We start from the raw sequence: 22,777 nt of genomic DNA, 5'->3' as shown, positions 1-22,777 counted from the left end.
CTTAAGATAACCTGAAAATCTCTTCATACTCATGCCTGATCGAATCAGTTACACGTAATGATTAGGATTTATTGGTTAAGCGCTGTAAATGAATCGTTAAATAAAGTACTTCCGATTCATCCACGGATCGATGTAATTGTTTTTGCATGACCTTGACTAACTTCCAAGCAAGATTATAGCATACGGGATATTCTTTTTTCAACATATCCGCCAACTTCTTTTCCCTTCCCAACGCCTCTCCTTTATGGACACGGTCAATAGCCCGGTGAAGATGTTGAATCAGACGAAAGTAATTGACGTCCTGCTTCTGAAGCTTGATATCCAAATTGTCTTCAATCAATTCAATCATGGTGGTGATCAACTGGTGATACTGATTAATATCCCGTAATGACTTATCCGTCACAGCACTATGGATATGCAAAGCGACAAAACCTATTTCCCCTTCCGGAAAATCGACGTTTGTCTGCCTCTTCAATTTCTCCACTACTTCCACTGCTACCTGATACTCTTTTGGATAGAGGGCCTCGATTTCAAATAAAAATGGATTAGAAAAGTTCATATCTTTTTTTGCCCGGTTGACTGCAAAAGCAATATGGTCTGTTAGCGCTACGTGAATGTGCTCATTAAGTTGTTTCCCCATTCTCTCTTCGATAAACAACATGACATCATTCATAAAATCAAGTAACGCTTTATCAATATAAGGGAGCAGATTAACGTATTGTTCCTTTTCCTTTTCATCCTTCAATAGGAAAGTTTTATCCGCCTTATCAACCGAAATACGATCCCCTGGTTTTCGGTTGAAACCGATTCCTTTTCCGATCAACACAACCTCTTTGTAGGCTTCGTGCTCTGCGATGACCACATTGTTATTCAAGACTTTATCGATCAATAGCTGTTCCATGCTTTTCTCTCCCTGTTTTCCTGCAATTCCCTTAACCTTTGTCTATCGTAATGCTATGCAAATCTTTTTACAAGTGAATTTATTTATACAAATCCTTCCCCTCAGGACAAAAGCGCAAGCGGCTGTTTAAAGGCGTACAGGCTAGAGCCGCCACGTCCTGTGGCAACGCCTGCATGACCCACATCGTTGGGGCCTCCGACAAGCTTAAGAACAGCCTCGGCGTGGCGCTTTTTGCCACACCGAGGGTGGGCTTAAGACCTCGAGGGGGTAGGCGCTGGAGCTGGACGTGGCTGTTTCAGCCAATAATGATCCACAGACAGTTAAATTTATCATTTCCTATACAGCAAAAAAGGACTGACACAAGGAATATTCCCTTATGCCAATCCGCCTTACACGCAATACCCAATGAGCACTCCGCTATTCCATTTGCCTTGCCAGAAATCCGGCAGCAGTTTCGATAGCCTTTTGTTCTACAGGGCCTAAATCACCTTTTGTTTTCGACATGACCATGACACATCCAATTGGATCGCCATTTGCGATAATCGGACTTAGCACATAGGAAGCAATGTTTTCCTCTCTTCCCTCTACGAATTCGACAGACGCATCTGTTTCCGTCACCAGGTTACGCTCATCCATTGCTTTCTCCATTTGCGAACCGATGTTTTTACTTAAATACTCTTTTTTGGATTCACCGGCAACAGCTATGAATTCATCACGATCACATATAAGTACGGGAGATCCTAGAGAATCAAACAGTGCATCCGCATATTCTTTTGCGAAGTCGCCTAACTCACTGATCGGGGAGTACTTTTTCAAAATAACCTCTCCATCCCGGTCAACGAATATCTCTAACGGATCCCCTTCTCGAATTCTTAACGTTCTTCTTATTTCTTTTGGAATCACTACTCTGCCTAAATCATCAATTCGACGCACAATTCCTGTTGCTTTCATCTGCTGTGTAGCCTCACTTTCTTTGATGATCTTTCTGGTTCTCTTTCCACCATCGGTAACATTAAGCAGAAATAACCAGTTGTGGCTTTAGTATGATTCACCGAATAATAACTATACATAAATAATCTACATTTTGCCTTTAAACGCCGTTTCTGCCTCTCTATTCTCTTTTTGTGTTTTTCAGGCCGGTGATTAGTTCCTGGACGATGTCATAGCGTCTGTGTTGGGTTTCCCGATCTGGTCGTACTACTATCTTCAGGTTACGGTTTTCGGTACCGAGTTGAACCATCCGGCCATAGTTGTTGGCAAATTCAAATAGCTTTGCTCCATCAATCTGCTGACTGGTATCTTCCTCTACCAACAATTCGATTTTGCCTTTCTTTTCACTGACTGATTGAACGCGCTGCTGCTTGGCACTACTTTTTATCGATGCAACGTGAAAAAGATTGGAAACTTCTTCGGGATAATCACCAAACCGATCCAACAGTTCTTCTCGCAAGTCAAAAATAGCTTCCTGGGAATCAATGGCCTGGAATCGTTTATACATATCGATTTTTTGTTTCTCATCATCAATATAGCTGTCAGGAATATAAGCGTCCAAGTCCAAATCGAGTTCCACTTCGAACGGCTTTGCTTCTTCCACGGTTTTCCCTGCTTTTCTGGCATCGACTGCTTCTTTCAGCATTTGGGAATACATGTCGAACCCGACTGAATCGATGAAACCATGCTGCTGAGCGCCAAGCAGATTTCCTGCTCCGCGAATCGATAAATCGCGCATGGCAATCTTGAATCCGGAACCTAGTTCTGTAAATTCTTTGATCGCCTGCAGCCTTTTTTCGGCCACTTCTGTCAGCACCTTATCCTGCTGGTAAGTAAAGTAAGAATAGGCAACCCGATTGGACCTTCCTACTCTGCCGCGCAGCTGATAAAGCTGACTAAGCCCCATTTTGTCCGCATCATATACAATCAGTGTATTTACATTGGGAATATCCACGCCTGTCTCGATAATTGTCGTGCTGACGAGGACATCCGACTCTCCTTCCAGGAAGGAGAACATGACATTTTCCAATTCTGCTTCATTCATTTGGCCATGCGCAAATGCAACCCGGGCATCATCCACCAGGGTTGAGATCTCTTCCGCCATTCGTTCAATATTATCGACGCGGTTGTATAAAAAGAACACTTGTCCACCGCGGGACATTTCCCTTTCAATCGCTTCTCTGATAAAGACAGGGTTATACTCCATTACGTAGGTCTGTATTGGAAAACGGTTCTCTGGCGGCGTTTCGATTACTGATAAATCCCGCACTCCAAGCATCGACATATGAAGCGTGCGCGGAATAGGCGTTGCCGTAAGCGTCAGGACATCGACGTTGGTTTTCAACCGTTTGATCTTTTCCTTATGCTTTACGCCGAATCGCTGCTCTTCGTCCACAATCAGCAAACCGATACTTTTATATTCCACATCTTTTGAAAGCAATCGGTGGGTACCGATCACAATATCGACTAACCCTTTTCTCAATCCATCTAACGTTTCCTTCTGCTGTTTCCTCGTTCTGAATCTGCTCAACAGTCCGATGTTAACAGCATGTCCTTGAAAACGCTCCCTGATTGTTTCATAATGCTGCTGTGCGAGAATGGTCGTCGGTACCAGGATGGCCACCTGTTTTCCATCGGCAATTGCTTTGAAAGCCGCTCTTATGGCAACTTCGGTTTTCCCATAACCCACATCTCCGCAAAGCAAACGATCCATCGGTCGCGGTCTTTCCATGTCTTTTTTGATTTCTTCAATACAACGGAGTTGGTCCTCTGTTTCCTGATATGGAAATGCATCTTCAAATTCCCGTTGCATTAAGGAATCTTCGGAAAAAGCATAGCCCTTGGTTGCCTCTCTTTCGGCATACAGCTTTATTAAATCGTCAGCGATATCTTCAACGGAGGACTGGACTTTGCTTTTTACTTTTTTCCATTCACTTCCACCAAGTTTGTACAGCTTCGGTTCTTTGCCTTCCGAACCAACATATTTTTGAACCAGGTCGATTTGATCAATTGGGACGAAAAGCTTGTCATCTCCCATATACTTAAGCAGCATAAAGTCTTTGTGAAGCCCGTTTACTTCAAGTGTTTCAATACCGAGGTACCGGCCGATCCCATGATTGGCATGCACAACGTAATCTCCCACTTTCAGCTCCTGGTAGTTTTTGATACGCTCGGCATTTGATATCTTCTGCTTTCTTTTCGGTCTGCTGGTTCGCTTCTTGAATAATTCACTCTCTGTCAAAATAGCTACTTTATGCATCGGCAGTTCAAATCCGCTGCTGATATTATCAACCATGATCAGCGGCTTGGATTGCGGCAGCTGGATATCTCCTGAAACTCGGACAGCCTCCATATCATAATCGAAAAGAACCGCTTCGATTTTTTCTGCGCGCTGTTCATTCGGAGCAAAGATGATAATGGAAAAGTCATTATTTTGCCAGCGGGTAAATTCATTTTTCAATAAGTTCATTTGACCGTGGAACTGCTGCATGGCACGACAGGATACGTTCACCAAATTTTGCGGGTTGGTATTAGGAATATGGCGCAGAAATACAGACATATAGAGGCGAGGTTGTTTCATTTTCGCCCACGTGTCGTGCCAATCAAAGGAAATGGACAGGTTATGCACCATTTGATGGTGTTCCAACAAGCTCTGATGCCATTCCGCTTCCTCTTCATCCAGCCGGTTGGCCGTCTCTTGGATCCTGCTCATTTCATCCAAAATAATCAATCCATTCTCAGGGAGATAATCTAATAAACTACCAGGCTCCTGATAAAAATAACCAATATATTTATACATTTCCTGAAAACGTTCCTGCTGCCTTAACCGGTCCAAATCATGATTAACCGCTTCCGCTAATTTTTCCTTATCCTCTGCTTTTTTTAACTTTTTCAACGATATGGCCAGTTCCTCTTCGAGCTTGTCTGCCCCTGTAGCAATATCTTCCGGCCGCAACAGCATCTCTGTGGCAGGTCCTACCACCACTTGTTCTGCTTTTTCCAACGAACGTTGGGTCTCCGCGTCAAAAAAGCGGATGGAATCGACTTCCTCATCGAATAATTCCACACGAATGGGGTTTGCCTCAGTAATTGGATAGATATCGATAATTCCACCACGCAAACTGAACTCTCCTGGAGTGGAGACCATATCGACACGTTCATATCCCATTTCGACCAGGGAAGACAAATAGATCTCGATATCAATTTCTGTTTCTAGCTGAAAATGCAACTGGTAGTCTTTCCAGTATGATGCCGGAGGCAAAATCCTTTTTAAGGCGGCTACCGGTGCAATTAAAATACCAGAATCCCTGTTCATCCACTGATTCAATGCTTCGATTCGCTGACTTTTCAGTTCGGGACTGGCGATAGCAATCTCCGAAGCGATCAATTCATTGACCGGATAAAGATGGACAGACTCCCTGTCCGACATTTCCAGCAGATCCTCATAAAGCTGTTGAGCCTGCATCAATTGGTGCGTCACTAGTAGAATCGGCTTTTTGGCAGATTCATTGATCAATGAGGCCAGCATACCTCTTGCCGATCCCGTCAAGCCGGAAACCAGCTGCTCCTTTAGCCCCGCCTCGACACCGGACAAGACCGAATGTATATCGTCTTGTGTCTTTAAATATTGTTTTAATCCTTGCATGGTGCCTCCCCCTACTATTCATTAACCAGTTATGAAAATTTTACAAATAAGTACAAAAATGCCTTGGCGAAAACCAAAGCTTATTACTTTTAACAAATATGGCAATTTTTTATGAAGAGAACAGCTTCCCCTCTGATAAACCGAGGGAAACCTGCACATTTTATATAAAACCAACAAACTCTCATTACTGCAAAAAATAATCCAATTCATGGTAATGAGGATGCTGCTCCAAGGATGACTGGCAATTTTCACATATCGTTTGGATATGGACATCTCCATTAGCCTGATAATGAATCATTTCCCTTTTCTCATCCTGGCTAAGCGTATGAAAACCTAATTGCTGCTCATCAAGCACTTGCTGATTCAGCTTGCCAACTTCATTTCCGCAATGCTTGCACTGGTAAACAAGCGACATACGAAAAACCTCCTCTGGAAAAAAAGTGTTTTATACATACACTTTCAGTTTTTCCGTAGGGAAGGTTTCTATACCTATGTTAATTCAGTCTATGAATTAGCGGTTAAATTCATTCATTACTTCCAAGAAAGGCTTCTCCAGCCAAGTTTCACAAGCATCAGCTGCTTTTTCCACAACTTCATCCATGGTTTGCTGCTCCTGTTTGCTGAAGGTTCCAAGCACGTAGTCCGGAACCGGCATCGGGGTGGAAGGACGCCCGATCCCTACGCGGATTCGCTTGAATTCCTTCGTCCCTAAGTGATCGATAATCGAACGGATGCCGTTATGCCCTCCATGGCCGCCTTTTTCACGCAAACGGATTTTTCCCTGGGGCAAGTCCAGTTCATCGTAAATAACAACGATTTCGCTTAAATCCATTTCATAGTAATCAGCAAGCGGCCTGATCGACTCGCCGGATAAATTCATATAAGTCTGCGGCTTGAGCAGCACGACCTTCTCACCATTAATCGATTCCAGTGCATAAAGGCCATTGAACTTTTTCTTCTTCAACTTAATTTGATGCCTTCTGGCAATTTCATCAATAATCATAAATCCTATATTGTGGCGTGTTTGCTCGAATTTTTTTCCTGGGTTCCCCAGTCCTACTATACATTTCATTGCATTCACGTCTTTCTATCCATGATAAACGTCGATACCCTCTTATTGTACTTAGTTTACCCATAAAAATAAAGCAATAAAGAAAAGCGCAAGCGCCTTGCTCACCCCCGACAAGCTTAAGAACAGCCTCGGCGTGGCGCTTTTTGCCACACCGAGGCTGGGCTTAAGACCTCGATGGGGTAGGCGCTGGAGCTGGACGTGGCTGTTTCAGCCAATAATGATCCACAGACAGTTAATTTATAATTTCCAATACAATAAAGAAAAGCGCAAGCGCCTTGCTCCCTCCAGTTAAGGAGAAATACCCACAGTATTTTCTGTTATACAAAAAAAGGCGCCAAAAAGACCGTTATCCTTTTGGCGCCCAATCAACAGCTCTCTCTTCATGCTCTAGCCAGCATTCGGTCTAGGGCAAGCTTTGCCCCATCTGCAATCGGGGCTTCCACTTTTATTTGATTTTCGACCGTTCCGTCATCCAAGGATTCAAGCACCCACAAGAGGTGGGGAAGATCGATTCGATTCATTGTCAAACACGGACACATGTGTGGATTCAAGGAAATAATATCTTTATCAGGATGCTGTTGCATCAATCGTTTGACAAGGTTCATTTCCGTTCCGATTGCCCATTTACTACCTGCCGGGGCTCCGGAAATGGTATCAATGATATATTTAGTGGAACCTGCATAATCAGAACGCTCGACGACCTCGCGACTGCATTCAGGATGGACGATCACCTTCATATCGGGCCGTGTTTCTCGTATATACTCCACGTTTGAAACCCGAAAATTTTCATGGACGGAACAATGCCCTTTCCACAAAATCACTTGTATATTTTCGGCGTCCCCGTCATATTCTAACCGATCTAGGATCGGATTCCACACAGCCATGTTTTCCAATGGAATACCAAGATCGTATGCTGTATTCCTCCCCAAATGCTGATCAGGCAAAAACAGGATCCGTTCCTTTTGCGTAAAAGCCCACTCGAGCATGTGTTTGGCATTGGAGGAGGTAACGGTTGCCCCTCCATTTTCGCCGACAAACGCTTTTATTGCTGCGGTTGAGTTAACGTAGGTCAAGGGAATGATGCTATCACCGAATGTATCTTGCAGTATCTTCCAGCCTCTTTCGGTTTGATGGATATCAGCCATATCGGCCATCGAACAACCTGCCCGCATATCGGGGAGAATTACTTGCTGATAATCCTCTGTGAGAATATCTGCTGTCTCCGCCATGAAGTGCACACCGCAAAAAACGATGTATTCGGCTGCGTTTGCAGCAGACAACTGAGCAAGCTGTAAAGAATCGCCTGCTGCATCTGCAAATTGCATTACCTCGTCCTTTTGATAATGATGACCGGGGATAAATAACCGGTCACCAAACTTTGCTTTTATTGTATTTACCCTTTCGATCATTTCCATCTCTGACAAGTCTTTATATATTTCGGGCAACACTTGCTTTTTGGTGTGCTGAAGTACATCCATCATTTTCATCGATGCTTCCCCCTATCGATTGATTTTCTACTAGCATACTGATATCCAAAGCATGGAATGAATGGGTTAAATAACCGAGCGAAATGTAATCAACTCCTGTGTCCCGGTATGCAGCGAGCCGATCTTCCGTAATTCCACCAGAGGCCTCGGTAATGATTCCTTTTGGCACGTATTGAACAAACGCTGCCACTTCCTGAGGTGAGCGATTATCAAACATAATCACATCTGCTCCCGCCTCAACAGCTTCTATCACCTGTTCTTTGTTTTCTGTCTCTACTTCCACTTTCACCATGTGTCCTGTATGGCTTCTAGCCGCCTGCACCGCCTTGGTAATCGATCCACAAAATGCAATGTGGTTATCTTTGATCATGATTCCATCGTATAAACCAAACCGGTGATTTTTTCCTCCTCCACAGCTTACAGCATACTTCTCCAGCATCCGTAAGCCTGGAGTCGTTTTCCTAGTATCACAAATTTTTGTATGCCTGCTGCCTAATGCATCGACACTTTGCCTCGTTTTCGTCGCAATACCGCTCATTCGCTGCAGTAAATTCAAAATGACTCTTTCTCCAGTGAGAAGATGGCGAACAGGTCCTTCCACCTCTGCGATTTTCTCTCCGGGCCGAACAGATTGGCCATCTCGTTTCAGCAATTGGACACGGATTGATGGATCAAACAACCGGTATGCTTCTGCAATGATCGATAGGCCTGCCAGTACTCCCTGTTGCTTTGCAATAAATGATCCCGTACCTGTTTGATGGTTGGGAAAAATGGCTGTACTCGTCAAGTCCTGATCGCCGATATCCTCCAAATAAAATCGCCGGAGCAATTCTTTTAATTTGATAGTGTTCACGTTTTGGGTTCCTCCTATATCACCGCTGCTTGCTTTTGCAATCGGCGGATTATCCTCTTGTTTTCCCATTCTGTGCTGGAAACGGGAAAATCGGTTCGGTAATGACCTCCCCGGCTTTCTCTTCTGGCTAAGGCAGAAGTTGTAATCAGCCAGGCTACAGTCAGCATATTCACTTTCTCTGCTGTCTCCCTCTTATCGATCGTAATCGGCCCATGAGGATCGAAGGATTCTTCCAGCCACTTTTTCAATTTTGTAAGCCCTCGCTGGTCCCGCACTACTCCTGCGTACTCCGTCATCATCGAGCGAATAGCATCTTTCTGAGGAAGTGTCCCTTTGAATGCTTGATTATTTGTAAAGGCAGCAGGATGGTTTACGAATAATGACGGCGCTTTCGACAAGATGTTTTCTGCTGTTAAATCCCCAAATACAATTCCTTCCAATAACGAATTGCTGGCAATGCGGTTTGCTCCATGAACACCGGTCCAGGCTGCTTCTCCGACAGCATACAATCCTGGCAGCGATGTTTCCCCTCCTCTTCCTGTTTTGATCCCGCCCATTAAAAAATGGGAACCGGGAATGACAGGGAGTAAGCGGGACCTATCCAAGTGGTGCTTCTGACAAAGCCGGTGAATCGTAGGAAACCGCTTTGAAAAATTACTCACTGGCGAAATATCCAGAAAAACATCGATTCCTTGTTGTATTTGGTTGAAAATCTCCCTGGCAACCACATCGCGCGGCGCTAAATCTCCCATTGGATGGACACCGTCCATAATCTTTCTACCGCGTTCATCTACCAAAAAGGCTCCTTCACCTCTTACAGCTTCGGAAATAAGGCCGAGCACTTCTCCATCTCGATAGAGCATGGTTGGATGGAACTGAATAAATTCCAGATCGACCAGTTCAACACCAGCGCGGTAAGCCATCGCGATTCCATCACCTATCACAGAGGCATGGTTGGATGTATATTTGTAGAGGCTGCCGACCCCTCCAGTTGCGATGATGGTATGTTCTGCAAAATGGTAATGAACCGAGCCATTTTTATTGATTGACTTTATTCCTCGGCACCGTCCTCGCTCCGTAATCAAGTCAACAGCCATCTCCTTTTCAATAATCGCGACATTGTCTTGAATTTGATCGAGTAAAAACGTGGTCATCGCTTTTCCAGTAGCATCGCCGCCAGCATGAAGGATACGACGCTGGGAATGGGCCCCCTCTTTCCCTAAAGCGATCCGGCCACCTGTCTCCCGATCAAATTCCAATCCTTCTTTCATCAGCTGCTTAATATGAGCCGGGCCTTGTTGTACGAGCGTTCGAACTTGGTCGCTTTGATTATAATGACAACCTGCAGCCATTGTATCCTCGAAGTGACTAGACCAGTCATCCCCCTTGCCAATTGCTGCCGCTACTCCGCCTTGGGCCATGTATGAGTTACTTGAAGTTTTTGTGGATTTTGTGAAAATAATCACATTTTTATGCTTACTTAACTTCTTGGCAGCCACTAATGCAGACAAGCCGCCGCCGATGATTATTACATCCGTGCAAGGCATCGTCGCGCCTCCCCTATTTAAAGTCTTCCGATAACTGCTATGAAAAAAATGTATATCTATGTGTCTTGACACCTATATTTACATATTATTTAATGAATGACAAGAGCTTTGTTTATTTTATTAAATAGTTTTTAAAAGGACTATCGATTTTGTACGAAAGGGCATAAGATTTAATTGGGGATTTTCTCATCTTCTTTCCTGGACAGAAGCGAGCGGGCCCCAACGCTTCGGAAATACACTACGCTAAAAGTATCTTACTGCTTATTTAACTATGCCTTCTTGTTTGCCTGCGGGCCAGCTATTGCATCCAGAAAAAGTATTGGTGTACGCTTCGGTCTTTTTCAGATGGAGCAGTCTACGTTCTATCTAAAGAAAGATTTATATTGAGTGACTGTGAGAACACTCCTACCAGCGTAGACATAATACATAGACTTCAGGGGAGACAGCACGAGGCTGAAGACCCTGGAAGAGAAGCTGCATTTTGATTCTGAGGAAGCTGAAGTCGTGTCCACGGAAAGTGAAGTATCTGCCTAAACTCGTCACGAGCACTCAACCTTAATAACCTCATTGGTTCGCAGTGTATCGATTATCTATTATTTAATTGCATTAAACTGTAATCTAAAAAGGACCTAGAAAGTCAAGGCAGCGATACTTTGAGGAACGGAGCGTATGTTTTTATACGTGAGTACCGGAAAAGGGAGCTAACGAAGAGATTCGACGTGTCATTTTCCCCGCATTTTAGAACTTCCTTTACAATTGGTGTTCTAAAAGAGGACAAAAAGGACCTAGAAGGTCAAGGCAGCGATGCTTTGAGGAACGGAGCGTATGCTTTTAATACGTGAGTACCGGAAAAGAGAGCTAACGCAGAGATTCGACGTGTCATTTTTGTCCGATTTTAGAACTTCCTTAAAAAAGAAAGGAGAAAAAAATGATCTACATGGACCACGCCGCCACCACCCCGCCACGTGAAGAAGCATTGCAAATGTATGTAGAAGTATCAAAAAATTTTTTTGGCAATTCAAGCAGTTTACATGATATGGGCACACAAGCAAACCAGTTGTTAGAAAATTGCCGAAACCAACTGGGAAACCTTCTACACGCTGAGAAGGATGGCATCTATTTTACAAGTGGAGGAAGTGAATCGAATGTACTCGCTCTCCAATCCCTGATAGAAGCAAACAACCATAAAGGAAATCACTTAATTACTACGCGTATCGAACATTCCTCCATTCTCCATTTTTTTGCCCGGATGGAAACGTTCGGCTATGAGGTGACCTATTTGCCAGTAGATTCTAATGGATTGATCGACCTGGAAGAACTGAAGGAGGCAATCCGCGAAGAAACCATCCTAGCATCCATCCAGCATGGAAATGGGGAAATAGGCACCATACAACCAATAAAAGCAATCGGCAGCCTGCTCCATGCTCAAGGCGTATTGTTCCATAGCGATTGTGTCCAGACTTTTTGTAAACAGCCTTTAGCTCTCGCAGATCTTCCAATCGATAGTATCTCCGTCTCGAGTCATAAGGTGTACGGACCCAAGGGAGTTGGCGCCGTTTATATCAATCCGTCTGTACCTTTTAGAGCTTTACTGCCAGACACCACGCATGAGAAGGGGTTTCGCCCGGGAACTGTTAATGTACCTGGTATTGCGGCATTTGTTACGGCAGCAGAACTTCTACATGAAGAAATGACAGCCAATCAAGAGCGGTATAAACAGCTTCGCTCTGCGTTTATCGAGTTACTTTCGGATAAGTCCAGCAATGTAGTAATAGAAGGTGGTGCTAGGGAACATCTTCCTCATATTCTCGGAGTCCGCTTTCCAGGAATCCAGGGACAATACGTCATGCTGGAATGCAATCGGAACGGTCTGGCTATCTCCACTGGCTCTGCCTGCAGCAGTGGACAGCAGGACCCCTCAAAAACAATCAAAGCTATCGGAAGAACCGATGAACAGGCACTGGAGTTTATCCGTTTTTCATTTGGCCGGGAAACAACAAAAGCAGAAATTACCGAGGCAGCAAGAATACTTAATACTTTACTGGCTAAATTCTTTATAACACAATAAAGACAAACAGTAGCGTATCAAGAAGGAGTGTGTACGATGGGAAATAATCAAAAGCTGACAGGAGAAAAAAGACGGGGGACGATTTTGCAGTGGCTGAAAGACGCTAAAAATCCGATTACCGGTGGTGAACTCGCTGAAAAAACAAACGTCAGCAGACAAGTTATTGTCCAGGATATCTCCTTGTTAAAAGCAAAAAATGAGCCGATTATGGCAACAAGCCAAGGCTATTTATATATTCGCGAAACGCCTGAGGAGTTCTTGCATAAACGGGTGATTGCCTGCACGCATCGGCCGGATCAAACAAAAGAAGAGTTGTATCTGCTGGTCGACCATGGGGTGACGGTAAAAGATGTTCGAATTGAACATCCGGTCTACGGCGATTTGACTGCTTCCATCATGGTAAGCAGCCGACATGAAGTAGATCAGTTCCTGGACAAAATCCATTCAACAAATGCTGCCTATCTCTCTCAGCTTACAGATGGAACCCATCTGCATACGTTAGAAGCAGACACAGAGGAAAAATTGGATGCCGCCTGTACAGCACTGGAGAAAGCGGATATCCTCATTCATACTTGACTATATTTCTACAGCAAAAAGGTACAGTCCAATGACTGTACCTTTCATTCTATTAGCCTTATTCATTTTCATTTTTTTCTGCATCGACTAATTCCGGCTCTGTTTGCTCTTCATCGGATTCTTCCTCAACCGTACCAGAATCAGGAGTCAAGATCGAGACGATGGTAGTACCCTCATCCTCGGTGATTTCATAATCCCCACTCTTAGGTAAGTCTGCAACGGTGATGCTTTCGCCAACCTGAAGATTTGCGACATCTACGACGATTTCTTCAGGAATATTACCTGGCTTTGCGCGGACGGCCAAATTGTAAAGAGGTTGTTGCAACACTCCTCCATCTTTAGAGCCTTGAGCTTCGCCGTCCAAATGGATTGGTACTTCCACATCTATTTCCTGAGACATATTAACCGCATAGAAGTCCGCATGGATCAACTCGTCCCTTAGTGGTTCGACTTGATAGTCATGCAACATAACATCCACTGAGTCGCCGTCCACCGTTAAGGAAATAATCGCGTTACGTCCTTCGTCTCGGACCGTTTTAAGTAGTTCTATACTATTTACAGCCACTGTTTTTGGCTCTTTTCCTTTCCCATATACCACAGCAGGAACCAATCCTTGCTGTCTAATCAATCTTGTATGTGATTTTTTTAAATCTTCCCGTTTTTCCGCCTTAAGAGTTACTGCCAAGTTAATCACCCTCCATTGAAATTAAAAACAATCTAATTGTCATTATTTCCCGCTAACCGGCATACTTAAACATTATAAACGTTGGCAAACAAGTTGATTACATCCTGGGGCTCTATTCTCGCTGCTTGCTCTATGGAAGAAGACCGGTGTCCTCAATAATTTCTTTTGCCTCATAAACAGGCAGGACTAGTTAAGCAATACTATCAATCGAACAAGATACTTACAGACTGTAGTTCATGTACGCGAATGATTGCTTCACTGATTAATGGAGCAACGGATAGCTGCGATATTTTTTCGATTTGTTTTTCTTCTTTTAGTGGAATGGTATTGGTTACGATTAGTTCTTTGATTTTCGATTGATCAATTCTTTCTATAGCGGGGCCAGAAAGAACTGGGTGTGTACAACAAGCATACACTTCTTTTGCACCATTTTCAATTAAAGCATTGGCGGCAAGCGTAATGGTCCCGGCTGTGTCGATAATATCATCAATCAAAATGGCGGTCTTTCCTTCAATATTACCGACAATATTCATTACTTCCGAAACATTGGGTCGAGGTCGCCGCTTATCGATAATGGCAATTGGCGCTTTCAAACGATCAGCCATTTGACGTGCTCTCGTTACCCCTCCGTGGTCTGGAGATACGATAACTAAGTCATCCAAGTTCATTTCCTGGAAATAATCGGACAGGATTGGCACACCAAGCAGTTGATCGACCGGAATATTGAAAAATCCTTGGATTTGCGGAGCATGCAAATCTAACGTGATAACCCGGGAAGCGCCTGCAGTTTGCAATAAATCGGCAACGAGCTTGGCGGTGATCGGTTCTCTTGCCCGTGCTTTACGATCTTGTCTTGCATATCCATAGTATGGAATGACAATATTAATGGACTTCGCAGAAGCCCGTTTTAATGCATCGATCATAATCAACAATTCCATTAGGTGTTGGTTGACCGGTTCACTTGTTGATTGAACGACATAGACATCGCATCCGCGAATACTTTCCTCAATATTGATTTGCACCTCGCCATCACTAAAGGTCGAGACCGAACATTTACCCAATTCAGTTCCAATATGGGCAGCTATTTGTTCCGCCAGATGCGGATTGGAATTTAATGTGAATACCCGTAGTGATGAGTCTTTATATCCAGTTGCCATCTGATAAGCCCTCCATTAATCTTTTTTCGGTTTTTTTATTTTCTTGGCATAGTCTTCTTTATTTGTCTGTCTCGCCCGGGCGATGGAGAGTGCTTCTTCCGGAACATTTTGGTTGATGGTAGAACCAGCGGCAACATAAGCACCCTTGCCGACAGTAACCGGCGCAATGAGATTGGAATTACATCCGATAAACGCATCATCCTCTATCTTGGTCAAATACTTGTTCTCCCCGTCATAATTGACCGTAATCGTACCGCAACCAATATTTACGCCCTTACCGATTTCCGCATCGCCAATATAGCTTAAGTGGGAAACCTTGCTGTTTTCTTCTACGGCCGCTTTTTTCACTTCTACAAAATTGCCGATTTTCACCTGGTCACCGAGCGAACTTTGCGGGCGAATATGGGCAAAAGGGCCAACTTGCACGCGTTCCCCGATTTCGCTGTCCTTTGCGACACTTTGACGGATTACCGTTTCTGCCCCTACCGTACAGTTTTCAATCTCGGAATTTGGTCCGATTACTGCATCGCTTTTGATCACTGTTTTTCCATTCAAAATGGTTCCAGGATAAATCACCACATCCTGTTCAATCACTACCTCTGGAGCAATATACGTGTTTTCCGGATCCGTAATGGTAACCCCATTTCTCATATGCTGCTCATTAATCCGTTTTTTCATCAGTTTCTCTGCCTGCGATAGTGCCACTCTGTCATTAACGCCGATTGTTTCATCAAACGTACCGGTTTGAAATGCACCGACTTTCTCTCCGCTATTCTTCAAGATTTCCAGTACATCCGGTAAATAATACTCACCTTGAGCATTCTCGTTCGAAACCTGTTTTAAGGCGGTGAACAAGGCCTGATTATCAAAACAGTAGGTGCCGGTATTTATTTCACTGATCGCAAGCTCCTTTGTTGAAGCATCTTTATGTTCCACCACTTTTTCCACCGTGTTATTTTCATTGCGGATCACACGACCATATCCCGTCGGATCAGGGGCTTCTGCGGTTAAAATGGTGGCCTTCGCACCCTCGCTGTCATGATGGTTCATCAAAGCTTCCAAAGTACGGTTGGTCAGTAACGGTGTGTCACCACTGACAACGATTGTCGTACCTTTTTTGTCTTGAAGCAGATCTTCCGCTTGAAGAACTGCATGTCCAGTTCCCAACTGTTCTTCCTGGATAACAAACTCTACTGCTTCGCCAAGCTGTTCTTGTACTTTTTCAGCTCCGAATCCTACTACTGTTATTAATTTTTCCAAATCCAGCTTATTTAATTGATCGACAACATGTTGTACCATCGGGCGTCCCATCACAGGATGCAATACTTTGTAAAGCTTCGACTTCATCCTTGTTCCCTGCCCAGCTGCCAGCACAACGGCATACCTTTTGGTCATGTAGAAACCTCCATTTTCATCCCTGTTTTTTTATCTGCAGGTGCGAAAAAAAACGGCCGTAAATCCAAGAATATACTTCCTGACGGCTATCGATTCACTTCTCTTCTCATATCATTTATCCAGTTATGAATATATCTTAAAACACTAGGCATTTCAATAGAGAGCCCCTGCATTCACGCTGCTGTATCCAGAGTCAAACCTGTTCAGGAAATTTCATTGTCCTGCATCAATCGGTTTAAGGAAAGTTTTCCCGGTCGTTCCAAGGGAGAACCTTTCTTAAACGATCGAAATCAATTATTTCGAGCATAAAAAGAAGCCTAATCTAAGAAGATTAGACCCCCTGCTGCTTCCAAGCTTTAAGAAGCACCCGCTTCTTCATATTCTACTTCCACTTCTCCGGCACGGTGATACTCTTCTAATACAGCGTCTTGAATTTTACCTCTGGTATTAGAATTAATCGGATGCGCGATATCGCGAAATTCCCCATCAGGAGTACGTTTAGAAGGCATTGCTACGAATAACCCGTTGTTGCCGTCAATGACGCGAATGTCATGGACAACAAACTCCTGATCCAACGTAATAGAAGCAATTGCTCGCATTCTTCCCTCGGTATTAACGCGGCGTAATCTGACGTCTGTTACTTCCATTATGTTTCACCACCTTTTCCCTATAGAACTTATTACCATAAATTCAACAAAATAAGAATAAATCCTGCCTGTTTTAAAAATTTTTTCAAAAAAGATGTTTATTTTTTTGAAAAAATAAATTAGGGAAAAAGGCAAAGAAGAGCACAGAACGTCTCGTTCACCCCCGACTAGCTTAAGACCTCGAAGGGGGGTAGGCACTTGAGCCAGACAACAACACATCATTCCGTCAAAACTTAATTTTTGAAAATACCGCCGAATGACGATCCTTTTCAGGTGATAAAGAGGCGTAGTCGGCCTCATTTCATTCTTGAAGAAAACAAGTTACCGCGATGAACCTCAATCTGTCTGTTTTTCACGTCGACATTGGTGATTTGGATAAGCGATGTATATTCTGTAATGACTCTTTCCTCATCCTCGTCTTCCGCCTCGGCCAGAACACCGATAGCTGCCACTTCAGCCCGGAATTCCTCCATTAAGTTTTTCATACCATTGACCGTTCCGCCAGCTTTCATAAAGTCATCGATAATACAAACTTTGGAACCCTCCTGAAGACTTCGCTTAGAAAGCACCATTGTTTGGATCTTCCTTGAAGAACCAGAAACATAATTGATGCTCACAGTTGACCCTTCTGTCACTTTAGGGTCACGGCGGACGATTACTACCGGAACATTCAAAAATGAGGCAACTGCATAGGCAAGCGGAATTCCTTTGGTGGCCACAGTGACGACTACATCGATTTCTGCACTGGCAAATGCACTGGCAAACAACCTACCAATATTTCTTACCTTGGAAGGCTCTCCCAGGATATCACTCATGTATAAATAACCACCAGGAAGCAGTCGGTTCGGGTCTTCCAGCTCCTCACACAATTGATCGATGAACCTTTCACTGTTTTCCTGGGAATACTCCGGAATGTACTTTACCCCTCCCGCTGCACCAGAAACGGATTCCAAGTAACCAATCCCCAAGTTTTGTAGGTTGAGGTTTATAATTGTTAAATCCTCACTGATGGAAGATTTAGCAGCATCAAACTCCGCAGAAAAAAACGGGAGGGAGACGAGCTGGGACGGATGTTCAACCAAATAATTTGTCATTGCCACCAAACGGTCACTTCTTTTCATGTTTGCACCTCAAAAGCCGAATATTTTCATTAAATATAACACTTATGTACGTATTCAATCAAGTAACTGGTGATAGCCGAGCATCCTTACTACATAAACTTCGTCGCAAAAGCCTCTAAGACTGTTATAGATGCGATATGCACGTGATTCCTGATGGGCCAGGGAAAAGACAGTCGGACCACTTCCACTCATTAATACAGCATCTGCCCCTGCTAGTTCCATCTGTTGCTTTATTTGTCTTACCTCCGGATACATCGGCAGTGTGACGGATTCTAGAACGTTCCCCACTTTCCCGCACATTGCATCAAAATCTTCGGCTTCAAGCGCCCTGATCATTCCCTGTGTGTCTGGATGTTCTACGCCATCCGGCGAGAAGTTTTGGTAAATGGTTTGAGTCGAAACACCGATCGCTGGTTTTGCCAATACGACCCAGCAGGATGGCGGTGCAGGCAGTTCTTCGATTAACTCCCCTCTCCCTTTAGCCAAAGCAGTTGTATTATAGACACAAAATGATACATCAGAACCTATCTTTGCTCCTAATTCCGCCATTTCCTTTACGGACATACCCAGCTGCCATAGTCTGTTCAAGCCGCGGATCACTGCTGCGGCATCACTGCTTCCTCCTGCTAGTCCAGCGGCGACCGGAATGTTCTTTTCGATAAAAATGTTAATCCCTTTCTTTACATTGTATGTATCTATTACCAGTTTTGCTGCCCGATAAGCGAGATTCCGTTCATCATTCGGGACAAACTGGTTTTCTGAGTCGATGATTATTTTATCGGATGGAAGTTCCGTCAGTCCTATCCGGTCCGCTAAATCGATCGTGGTCATCACCATTTCGATTTCATGGTAATTATCTGGCCGTTTATAAAGAACATCCAGGCTCAAGTTAATTTTCGCCGGTGCTTTTTCAAGTAATTGCATCGTACCACCTGCTTTTGTTGATATTTATTTTATAAATAGTATCATACCATAGTACTTTACCACCAAGATACCGACGTTTGGTTAAGGTTTATGATAAAAAGGGGACAAACCCCTTTGTTTCAGGATTTGTCCCTTTGAAGCTGCTGTTCGGCCATCTCAACTGCGCGTTTAACCATATTTCCGGCATCACGCGCCTTGATTCCTCCCCAGCCTTCTTGTTGCACCGTGTCGTAAAAACCTAATTCCTTTGCAATTTCCTCTTTCAACTGGTCGGACATGATTCCTCTGCGCCTGCCCATGAAAGAACAGCCCCTTTCAAAGTAAGCTTTTTACGACAGTTATAGTGTAACCTTATGGCAACAGCCTACCCCATTTTTTTGTACACAAAAATGGAAAAACTTGATAACGGAACGAGTTGCTGCTTTCAATATAGCATCAACAAAAGTGGACAGAACAAAAGCGCAAGCGCCTGTTTAAAGGAGTACAAGCTGGAGACCTCGAAGGGGTAGGATCTGGACGTGGCTGTTTCAGCCAATAATAATCCACAGACAGTTAAATTTATCATTTCCTATACAGTAAAAAAAGCAGTAAACGAATGTTTACTGCTCCCCAACGACCATTTTGCTCATATCATCGATGAAATTCAATTCTACAGTTTCTGTTAATACATCTGCGTAGCTGTAAGACACTCGCTCAAACGCATTCTCGTCTTGATCCAGCTCGACAATAAATACCGAGGGATACGTTTCAGCCAGAGTACCAAACCGTTCAATGGTTTTTCTCCTTCCGCCATTTGCTTTCAGCTTCAGGCGTTTACCAATTTGCCCGTCTAAACCTTGTTTAATTTCCACCAATGTTTTAGCCAATGCACTCCACCTCACTGTTTTTACTATACCATAAGCTTGTTCTTAAGTCAAATAAAATCTTATATTATAACAGCATACTAAAATTACTGTCAATAAGAAAAATCGCTTTTTCCTTAATTACTGTTTATTTTATCTAGTTACCGATAAATTATGTAAATAAAAAACACTTCTTACCACATATGTGTTGAAGTGTTTAATACAAGTTCAATACTCTTCTGTTTCTTCTTCCTTTAAGTAAGGCATTCCTGTTCGTAACAATCCCCGGGTCTCTACACCTCCGAGTCCCTTAGCGCCTGTCATGGTATTTCGAAGTGCTTCCCAGACGCTGACCTTTTCCATGAACGGTGTATAAGCAATTTTAGCGGCAATATAGACAGGATCCAGAGCGTGGATATTGATTCGGGAAGGAGAGCTCGCAAAATTGGCCCCGGCTCTGATCAGGGACTCAAAATGCGATTGACAAGCCCCTGCGAATATAACCAGTTGGTCCAAATGGGGAACTACCTGTCTGGCTTCCCGCACCGTTTCCGCAAAAAACTTAGAATGCCGGTATGCGGAAATATCGCTTTTCATCCCTTTATTCCTTGAATAAGCATCATGTCCGGTAATAATGATGATATCCGGCTGAATTTTTCTTACCAGACCGGCAATTTCCAATGGCATGTCTTTCTCGCTTAGATGGACACCGTGCACTTGAAGACCGATTCGTTGGTACACATCGATGCATTTTTTTAAATAGAGACGGTCTCCGTCCAAATGCAAGACACGAGCAGGAATTTGAAAATAACTGGAATCCTGATGGTATCCTTCCGTCGATTCATATTCTCTCTTTTCTTTCATCAACTGATAGTCCTGACGAAATAGCCGATAGGAATAATCCTCTTTTTCCTTTTCTTTTTTTCTATAGCGTTCCAGGTCTCTTTTTTCTACGATTTGCAAGTCCTCTGGATCGGCATCTGCCGCTAATCGTACATCTTCTCCATGAAGAAGAACATGGTCCTCGGTGGTATGGATGACCCGAAACAGTATATCATTATGATAGGAATTACGAGTAACTAACTCTCCTTTAGAAACATTCATGCTTTCACCTCATCATAGCCGGATAGGTAACCATTCGTTACTAACTAGCCTATGTGAGGAACTAAAAGATGTGTCTAACGCCCTCCAGAAGCTATTCCTCCTGTCCAACTTCCGGATAAAACGTATTAGCCAAACGGGCAAATTCCTCCATTGTCAGCGATTCACCGCGCCTTGTTCCGTCTATTTCCGCCTGTCCCAAGAGCGTTTCAATCGTCTCTTTTGTCAAATCGGCGGCAAAATGTCGGGCTAGATTGTTTCTTAACGTCTTTCGTCTCTGACCAAAAGAGGCCTGTACCAAATCGAAGAAAAATGCTTCGTTTTGCACTTCAACAGGCGGTTCATCCCTGACTGTCAAATGAAGAACAGCGGAATCTACATTTGGCTGCGGCATGAATACGGTTTTAGGTACTGTCATCGCAATCGTTGCTTCTGTATAGTACTGGACGGCTATCGTCAACGAGCCATAGCTTTTGGTATTCGGCTTGGCTGCCATACGGTCGGCTACCTCTTTCTGAATCATGACGGTAAAGCTTTCAACAGGCAACTTCTCCATCAGCAGTTTCATTAGAATGGGCGTCGTAATATAATAAGGGAGATTAGCTGCTACTTTGATTTTTTGTCCTTGTTGAAAGTTTTCTTCAATCACTCGGATAATGTCCGCCTGTAAAATGTCTTGATTGATGATGGTAACATTATCATAATTGCCGAGCGTTTCTTTTAATATCGGCACGAGCCGCTGATCGATTTCAAAAGCTACCACCTGGTTCGAATGGATGGCCAGTTGCTCGGTCAGTGCACCCATCCCCGGGCCTATTTCTATCGTACCAGTCTGTTTATCGATACCTGCATAATCGATAATCCGCTCCAATATATTCACATCGATTAGGAAATTTTGTCCCAGGCTTTTTTTAAAAGAAAAACCATGCTTTGCCAGGATTTCTTTTGTTTTCAGAGGAGTTGCGATTGCCTTATGGTTATTCATCTTCTTCCTCCTTCAAGATTTTTTCCATGCTATCAACGAACGTTTGCCTGGATATTTGGAACATGTGCAGTCGTTTTAATAGTTGTTTCCCATTAGCATAACCAATTTTCAGGACTGCTCCTAACTTTTCCCGATGCTCTTTCGCTCTGCTGCCACCGAGAAGTCCATATTGGAATAAGTCGGATTTATTAATATCACTCTCGCTGACTTCTTCTATTTCATACACATTTGCCAAGGCCTGACGTATCGCATCTTTTGAAGCATGTTCTATTCCCAACCCTTTATCGTGCTTGGCTTTTGCTTCGGCCCGTGTCAAAAATGCATGCTTGCAGCCTGGTACGGCCTTCGATACGATGTGTCTGATTCTTTCCCCGGGATAGTCTGGATCCGTAAATATAATAACGCCCCGCTTTGACTGGGCATGTCTGACTTGTTCAATGATCGACTGGTTGACTGCTGATCCATTCGTTTCAATGGTATCTGCATCTACCGATTGTTTTATTTTTGCTGTGTCATCTTTTCCTTCCACCACAATGATTTCCTTAACTTTTAACTTTTTCATCTTCATCCTCCGCTTACCTGAACGGTTTATGTCTATAACTACTCTATCTTAATTTGTTTCCCGAATAAAGCCAAGCCTGTTCATCCCTGCTTTCTGTAAACATTAAATTTATTAGAAGCGCAGCTCCGATAGAATCTCCTATTTAGCAGCTTAGCTTACGGCAACAAAGAATTTACGATTTGAGCACCGAGCACTCGAATACACGTAGACTCCTGCGG

The 22,777-nt window shown here is 43.7% G+C and carries 21 protein-coding genes; 2 read left to right on the top strand and 19 right to left on the bottom strand.

Annotated features, from left to right (window positions below; translation table 11 throughout):
• Positions 1–61: 61 nt before the first annotated feature.
• The 8 genes from glcT to nadB form a co-directional block, all read right to left on the bottom strand.
• Entirely contained in the window at positions 62–901 is an 840-nt protein-coding gene (glcT, locus tag ERJ70_RS19585) for a glucose PTS transporter transcription antiterminator GlcT (RefSeq protein WP_209366378.1), read from the bottom strand.
• A 417-nt stretch (positions 902–1,318) separates the two neighbouring features.
• Positions 1,319–1,852, bottom strand: a complete 534-nt coding sequence (gene spoVT / locus ERJ70_RS19580) for a stage V sporulation protein T (protein WP_209366377.1) — start codon at positions 1,850–1,852, stop codon at positions 1,319–1,321.
• A gap of 160 nt (positions 1,853–2,012) precedes the next feature.
• Entirely contained in the window at positions 2,013–5,537 is a 3,525-nt protein-coding gene (mfd, locus tag ERJ70_RS19575; protein WP_209366376.1) for a transcription-repair coupling factor, read from the bottom strand.
• A 184-nt stretch (positions 5,538–5,721) separates the two neighbouring features.
• Positions 5,722–5,952, bottom strand: a complete 231-nt coding sequence (gene fin / locus ERJ70_RS19570; protein ID WP_209366375.1) for an anti-sigma-F factor Fin — start codon at positions 5,950–5,952, stop codon at positions 5,722–5,724.
• A gap of 96 nt (positions 5,953–6,048) precedes the next feature.
• Entirely contained in the window at positions 6,049–6,609 is a 561-nt protein-coding gene (gene pth / locus ERJ70_RS19565) for an aminoacyl-tRNA hydrolase (protein WP_209366374.1), read from the bottom strand.
• A gap of 380 nt (positions 6,610–6,989) precedes the next feature.
• Positions 6,990–8,087 (bottom strand): quinolinate synthase NadA, encoded by a 1,098-nt coding sequence (nadA, locus tag ERJ70_RS19560; RefSeq protein ID WP_209369576.1) that lies wholly within the window; start codon positions 8,085–8,087, stop codon positions 6,990–6,992.
• Positions 8,038–8,949, bottom strand: a complete 912-nt coding sequence (gene nadC, locus ERJ70_RS19555) for a carboxylating nicotinate-nucleotide diphosphorylase (protein ID WP_209366373.1) — start codon at positions 8,947–8,949, stop codon at positions 8,038–8,040. The genes nadA and nadC overlap by 50 nt, the downstream gene beginning before the upstream one ends.
• A 14-nt stretch (positions 8,950–8,963) precedes the next feature.
• Entirely contained in the window at positions 8,964–10,496 is a 1,533-nt protein-coding gene (gene nadB / locus ERJ70_RS19550) for an L-aspartate oxidase (protein WP_209366372.1), read from the bottom strand.
• A gap of 928 nt (positions 10,497–11,424) precedes the next feature.
• On the opposite strand from nadB, the gene ERJ70_RS19545 reads away from it, so the two are divergent.
• Both ERJ70_RS19545 and ERJ70_RS19540 read left to right on the top strand, forming a co-directional pair.
• Entirely contained in the window at positions 11,425–12,564 is a 1,140-nt protein-coding gene (locus tag ERJ70_RS19545; protein WP_209366371.1) for an IscS subfamily cysteine desulfurase, read from the top strand.
• A 36-nt stretch (positions 12,565–12,600) separates the two neighbouring features.
• The gene (locus ERJ70_RS19540) at positions 12,601–13,140 is read left to right on the top strand and encodes a transcription repressor NadR (RefSeq protein ID WP_209366370.1); all 540 of its coding nucleotides are present in this window, start codon (positions 12,601–12,603) and stop codon (positions 13,138–13,140) included.
• A 58-nt stretch (positions 13,141–13,198) separates the two neighbouring features.
• On the opposite strand, the gene ERJ70_RS19535 is transcribed toward ERJ70_RS19540, so the two are convergent.
• From ERJ70_RS19535 to rnmV, 11 genes are all read right to left on the bottom strand, one after another.
• Positions 13,199–13,825 (bottom strand): 50S ribosomal protein L25/general stress protein Ctc, encoded by a 627-nt coding sequence (locus tag ERJ70_RS19535; RefSeq protein ID WP_209366369.1) that lies wholly within the window; start codon positions 13,823–13,825, stop codon positions 13,199–13,201.
• 203 nt (positions 13,826–14,028) lie between these two features.
• Complete coding sequence (locus tag ERJ70_RS19530; protein WP_209366368.1) at positions 14,029–14,982, bottom strand: ribose-phosphate diphosphokinase; 954 nt, start codon at positions 14,980–14,982, stop codon at positions 14,029–14,031.
• A 15-nt stretch (positions 14,983–14,997) separates the two neighbouring features.
• Positions 14,998–16,377 (bottom strand): bifunctional UDP-N-acetylglucosamine diphosphorylase/glucosamine-1-phosphate N-acetyltransferase GlmU, encoded by a 1,380-nt coding sequence (gene glmU, locus ERJ70_RS19525; RefSeq protein ID WP_209366367.1) that lies wholly within the window; start codon positions 16,375–16,377, stop codon positions 14,998–15,000.
• A 356-nt stretch (positions 16,378–16,733) separates the two neighbouring features.
• Complete coding sequence (gene spoVG / locus ERJ70_RS19520) at positions 16,734–17,024, bottom strand: septation regulator SpoVG (RefSeq protein ID WP_026568978.1); 291 nt, start codon at positions 17,022–17,024, stop codon at positions 16,734–16,736.
• 296 nt (positions 17,025–17,320) lie between these two features.
• Positions 17,321–18,145, bottom strand: coding sequence for a pur operon repressor (gene purR, locus ERJ70_RS19515; RefSeq protein ID WP_209366366.1), 825 nt, complete (start codon positions 18,143–18,145; stop codon positions 17,321–17,323).
• A 54-nt stretch (positions 18,146–18,199) separates the two neighbouring features.
• On the bottom strand, positions 18,200–19,069 hold the full coding sequence (gene ispE, locus ERJ70_RS19510; RefSeq protein WP_209366365.1) for a 4-(cytidine 5'-diphospho)-2-C-methyl-D-erythritol kinase: 870 nt from the start codon (positions 19,067–19,069) through the stop codon (positions 18,200–18,202).
• A 119-nt stretch (positions 19,070–19,188) separates the two neighbouring features.
• Complete coding sequence (locus ERJ70_RS19505; RefSeq protein WP_074601194.1) at positions 19,189–19,368, bottom strand: small, acid-soluble spore protein, alpha/beta type; 180 nt, start codon at positions 19,366–19,368, stop codon at positions 19,189–19,191.
• A gap of 300 nt (positions 19,369–19,668) precedes the next feature.
• A complete protein-coding gene (gene veg, locus ERJ70_RS19500; RefSeq protein WP_026568974.1) occupies positions 19,669–19,935 on the bottom strand; it encodes a biofilm formation stimulator Veg in 267 nt (88 codons plus the stop codon).
• Positions 19,936–20,139: 204 nt separating this feature from the next.
• The gene (gene yabG / locus ERJ70_RS19495) at positions 20,140–21,015 is read right to left on the bottom strand and encodes a sporulation peptidase YabG (protein ID WP_209366364.1); all 876 of its coding nucleotides are present in this window, start codon (positions 21,013–21,015) and stop codon (positions 20,140–20,142) included.
• Positions 21,016–21,106: 91 nt separating this feature from the next.
• The gene (gene rsmA, locus ERJ70_RS19490; RefSeq protein WP_209366363.1) at positions 21,107–21,997 is read right to left on the bottom strand and encodes a 16S rRNA (adenine(1518)-N(6)/adenine(1519)-N(6))-dimethyltransferase RsmA; all 891 of its coding nucleotides are present in this window, start codon (positions 21,995–21,997) and stop codon (positions 21,107–21,109) included.
• Positions 21,990–22,559, bottom strand: coding sequence for a ribonuclease M5 (gene rnmV / locus ERJ70_RS19485; protein WP_209366362.1), 570 nt, complete (start codon positions 22,557–22,559; stop codon positions 21,990–21,992). The genes rsmA and rnmV overlap by 8 nt, the downstream gene beginning before the upstream one ends.
• Positions 22,560–22,777 lie beyond the last annotated feature (218 nt).

Source organism: Sediminibacillus dalangtanensis (genome assembly GCF_017792025.1).
Classification (GTDB): Bacteria; Bacillota; Bacilli; order Bacillales; family Amphibacillaceae; genus Sediminibacillus; species Sediminibacillus dalangtanensis.
The sequence above is the reverse complement of the archived record's forward strand: the minus strand, read 5'-3'. Positions and strand labels throughout refer to the sequence as shown.

Excerpts from the sequence above, each read along its gene's own strand:
- glcT (WP_209366378.1), bottom strand. The coding sequence starts at position 901 with ATGGAACAGCTATTGATCGATAAAGTCTTGAATAACAATGTGGTCATC.
- spoVT (WP_209366377.1), bottom strand. The coding sequence starts at position 1,852 with ATGAAAGCAACAGGAATTGTGCGTCGAATTGATGATTTAGGCAGAGTA.
- mfd (WP_209366376.1), bottom strand. The coding sequence starts at position 5,537 with ATGCAAGGATTAAAACAATATTTAAAGACACAAGACGATATACATTCG.
- fin (WP_209366375.1), bottom strand. The coding sequence starts at position 5,952 with ATGTCGCTTGTTTACCAGTGCAAGCATTGCGGAAATGAAGTTGGCAAG.
- pth (WP_209366374.1), bottom strand. The coding sequence starts at position 6,609 with ATGAAATGTATAGTAGGACTGGGGAACCCAGGAAAAAAATTCGAGCAA.
- nadA (WP_209369576.1), bottom strand. The coding sequence starts at position 8,087 with ATGGATGTACTTCAGCACACCAAAAAGCAAGTGTTGCCCGAAATATAT.
- nadB (WP_209366372.1), bottom strand. The coding sequence starts at position 10,496 with ATGCCTTGCACGGATGTAATAATCATCGGCGGCGGCTTGTCTGCATTA.
- ERJ70_RS19545 (WP_209366371.1), top strand. The coding sequence starts at position 11,425 with ATGATCTACATGGACCACGCCGCCACCACCCCGCCACGTGAAGAAGCA.
- ERJ70_RS19540 (WP_209366370.1), top strand. The coding sequence starts at position 12,601 with ATGGGAAATAATCAAAAGCTGACAGGAGAAAAAAGACGGGGGACGATT.
- ERJ70_RS19530 (WP_209366368.1), bottom strand. The coding sequence starts at position 14,982 with ATGGCAACTGGATATAAAGACTCATCACTACGGGTATTCACATTAAAT.
- glmU (WP_209366367.1), bottom strand. The coding sequence starts at position 16,377 with ATGACCAAAAGGTATGCCGTTGTGCTGGCAGCTGGGCAGGGAACAAGG.
- spoVG (WP_026568978.1), bottom strand. The coding sequence starts at position 17,024 with ATGGAAGTAACAGACGTCAGATTACGCCGCGTTAATACCGAGGGAAGA.
- purR (WP_209366366.1), bottom strand. The coding sequence starts at position 18,145 with ATGAAAAGAAGTGACCGTTTGGTGGCAATGACAAATTATTTGGTTGAA.
- ispE (WP_209366365.1), bottom strand. The coding sequence starts at position 19,069 with ATGCAATTACTTGAAAAAGCACCGGCGAAAATTAACTTGAGCCTGGAT.
- ERJ70_RS19505 (WP_074601194.1), bottom strand. The coding sequence starts at position 19,368 with ATGGGCAGGCGCAGAGGAATCATGTCCGACCAGTTGAAAGAGGAAATT.
- yabG (WP_209366364.1), bottom strand. The coding sequence starts at position 21,015 with ATGAATGTTTCTAAAGGAGAGTTAGTTACTCGTAATTCCTATCATAAT.
- rsmA (WP_209366363.1), bottom strand. The coding sequence starts at position 21,997 with ATGAATAACCATAAGGCAATCGCAACTCCTCTGAAAACAAAAGAAATC.
- rnmV (WP_209366362.1), bottom strand. The coding sequence starts at position 22,559 with ATGAAAAAGTTAAAAGTTAAGGAAATCATTGTGGTGGAAGGAAAAGAT.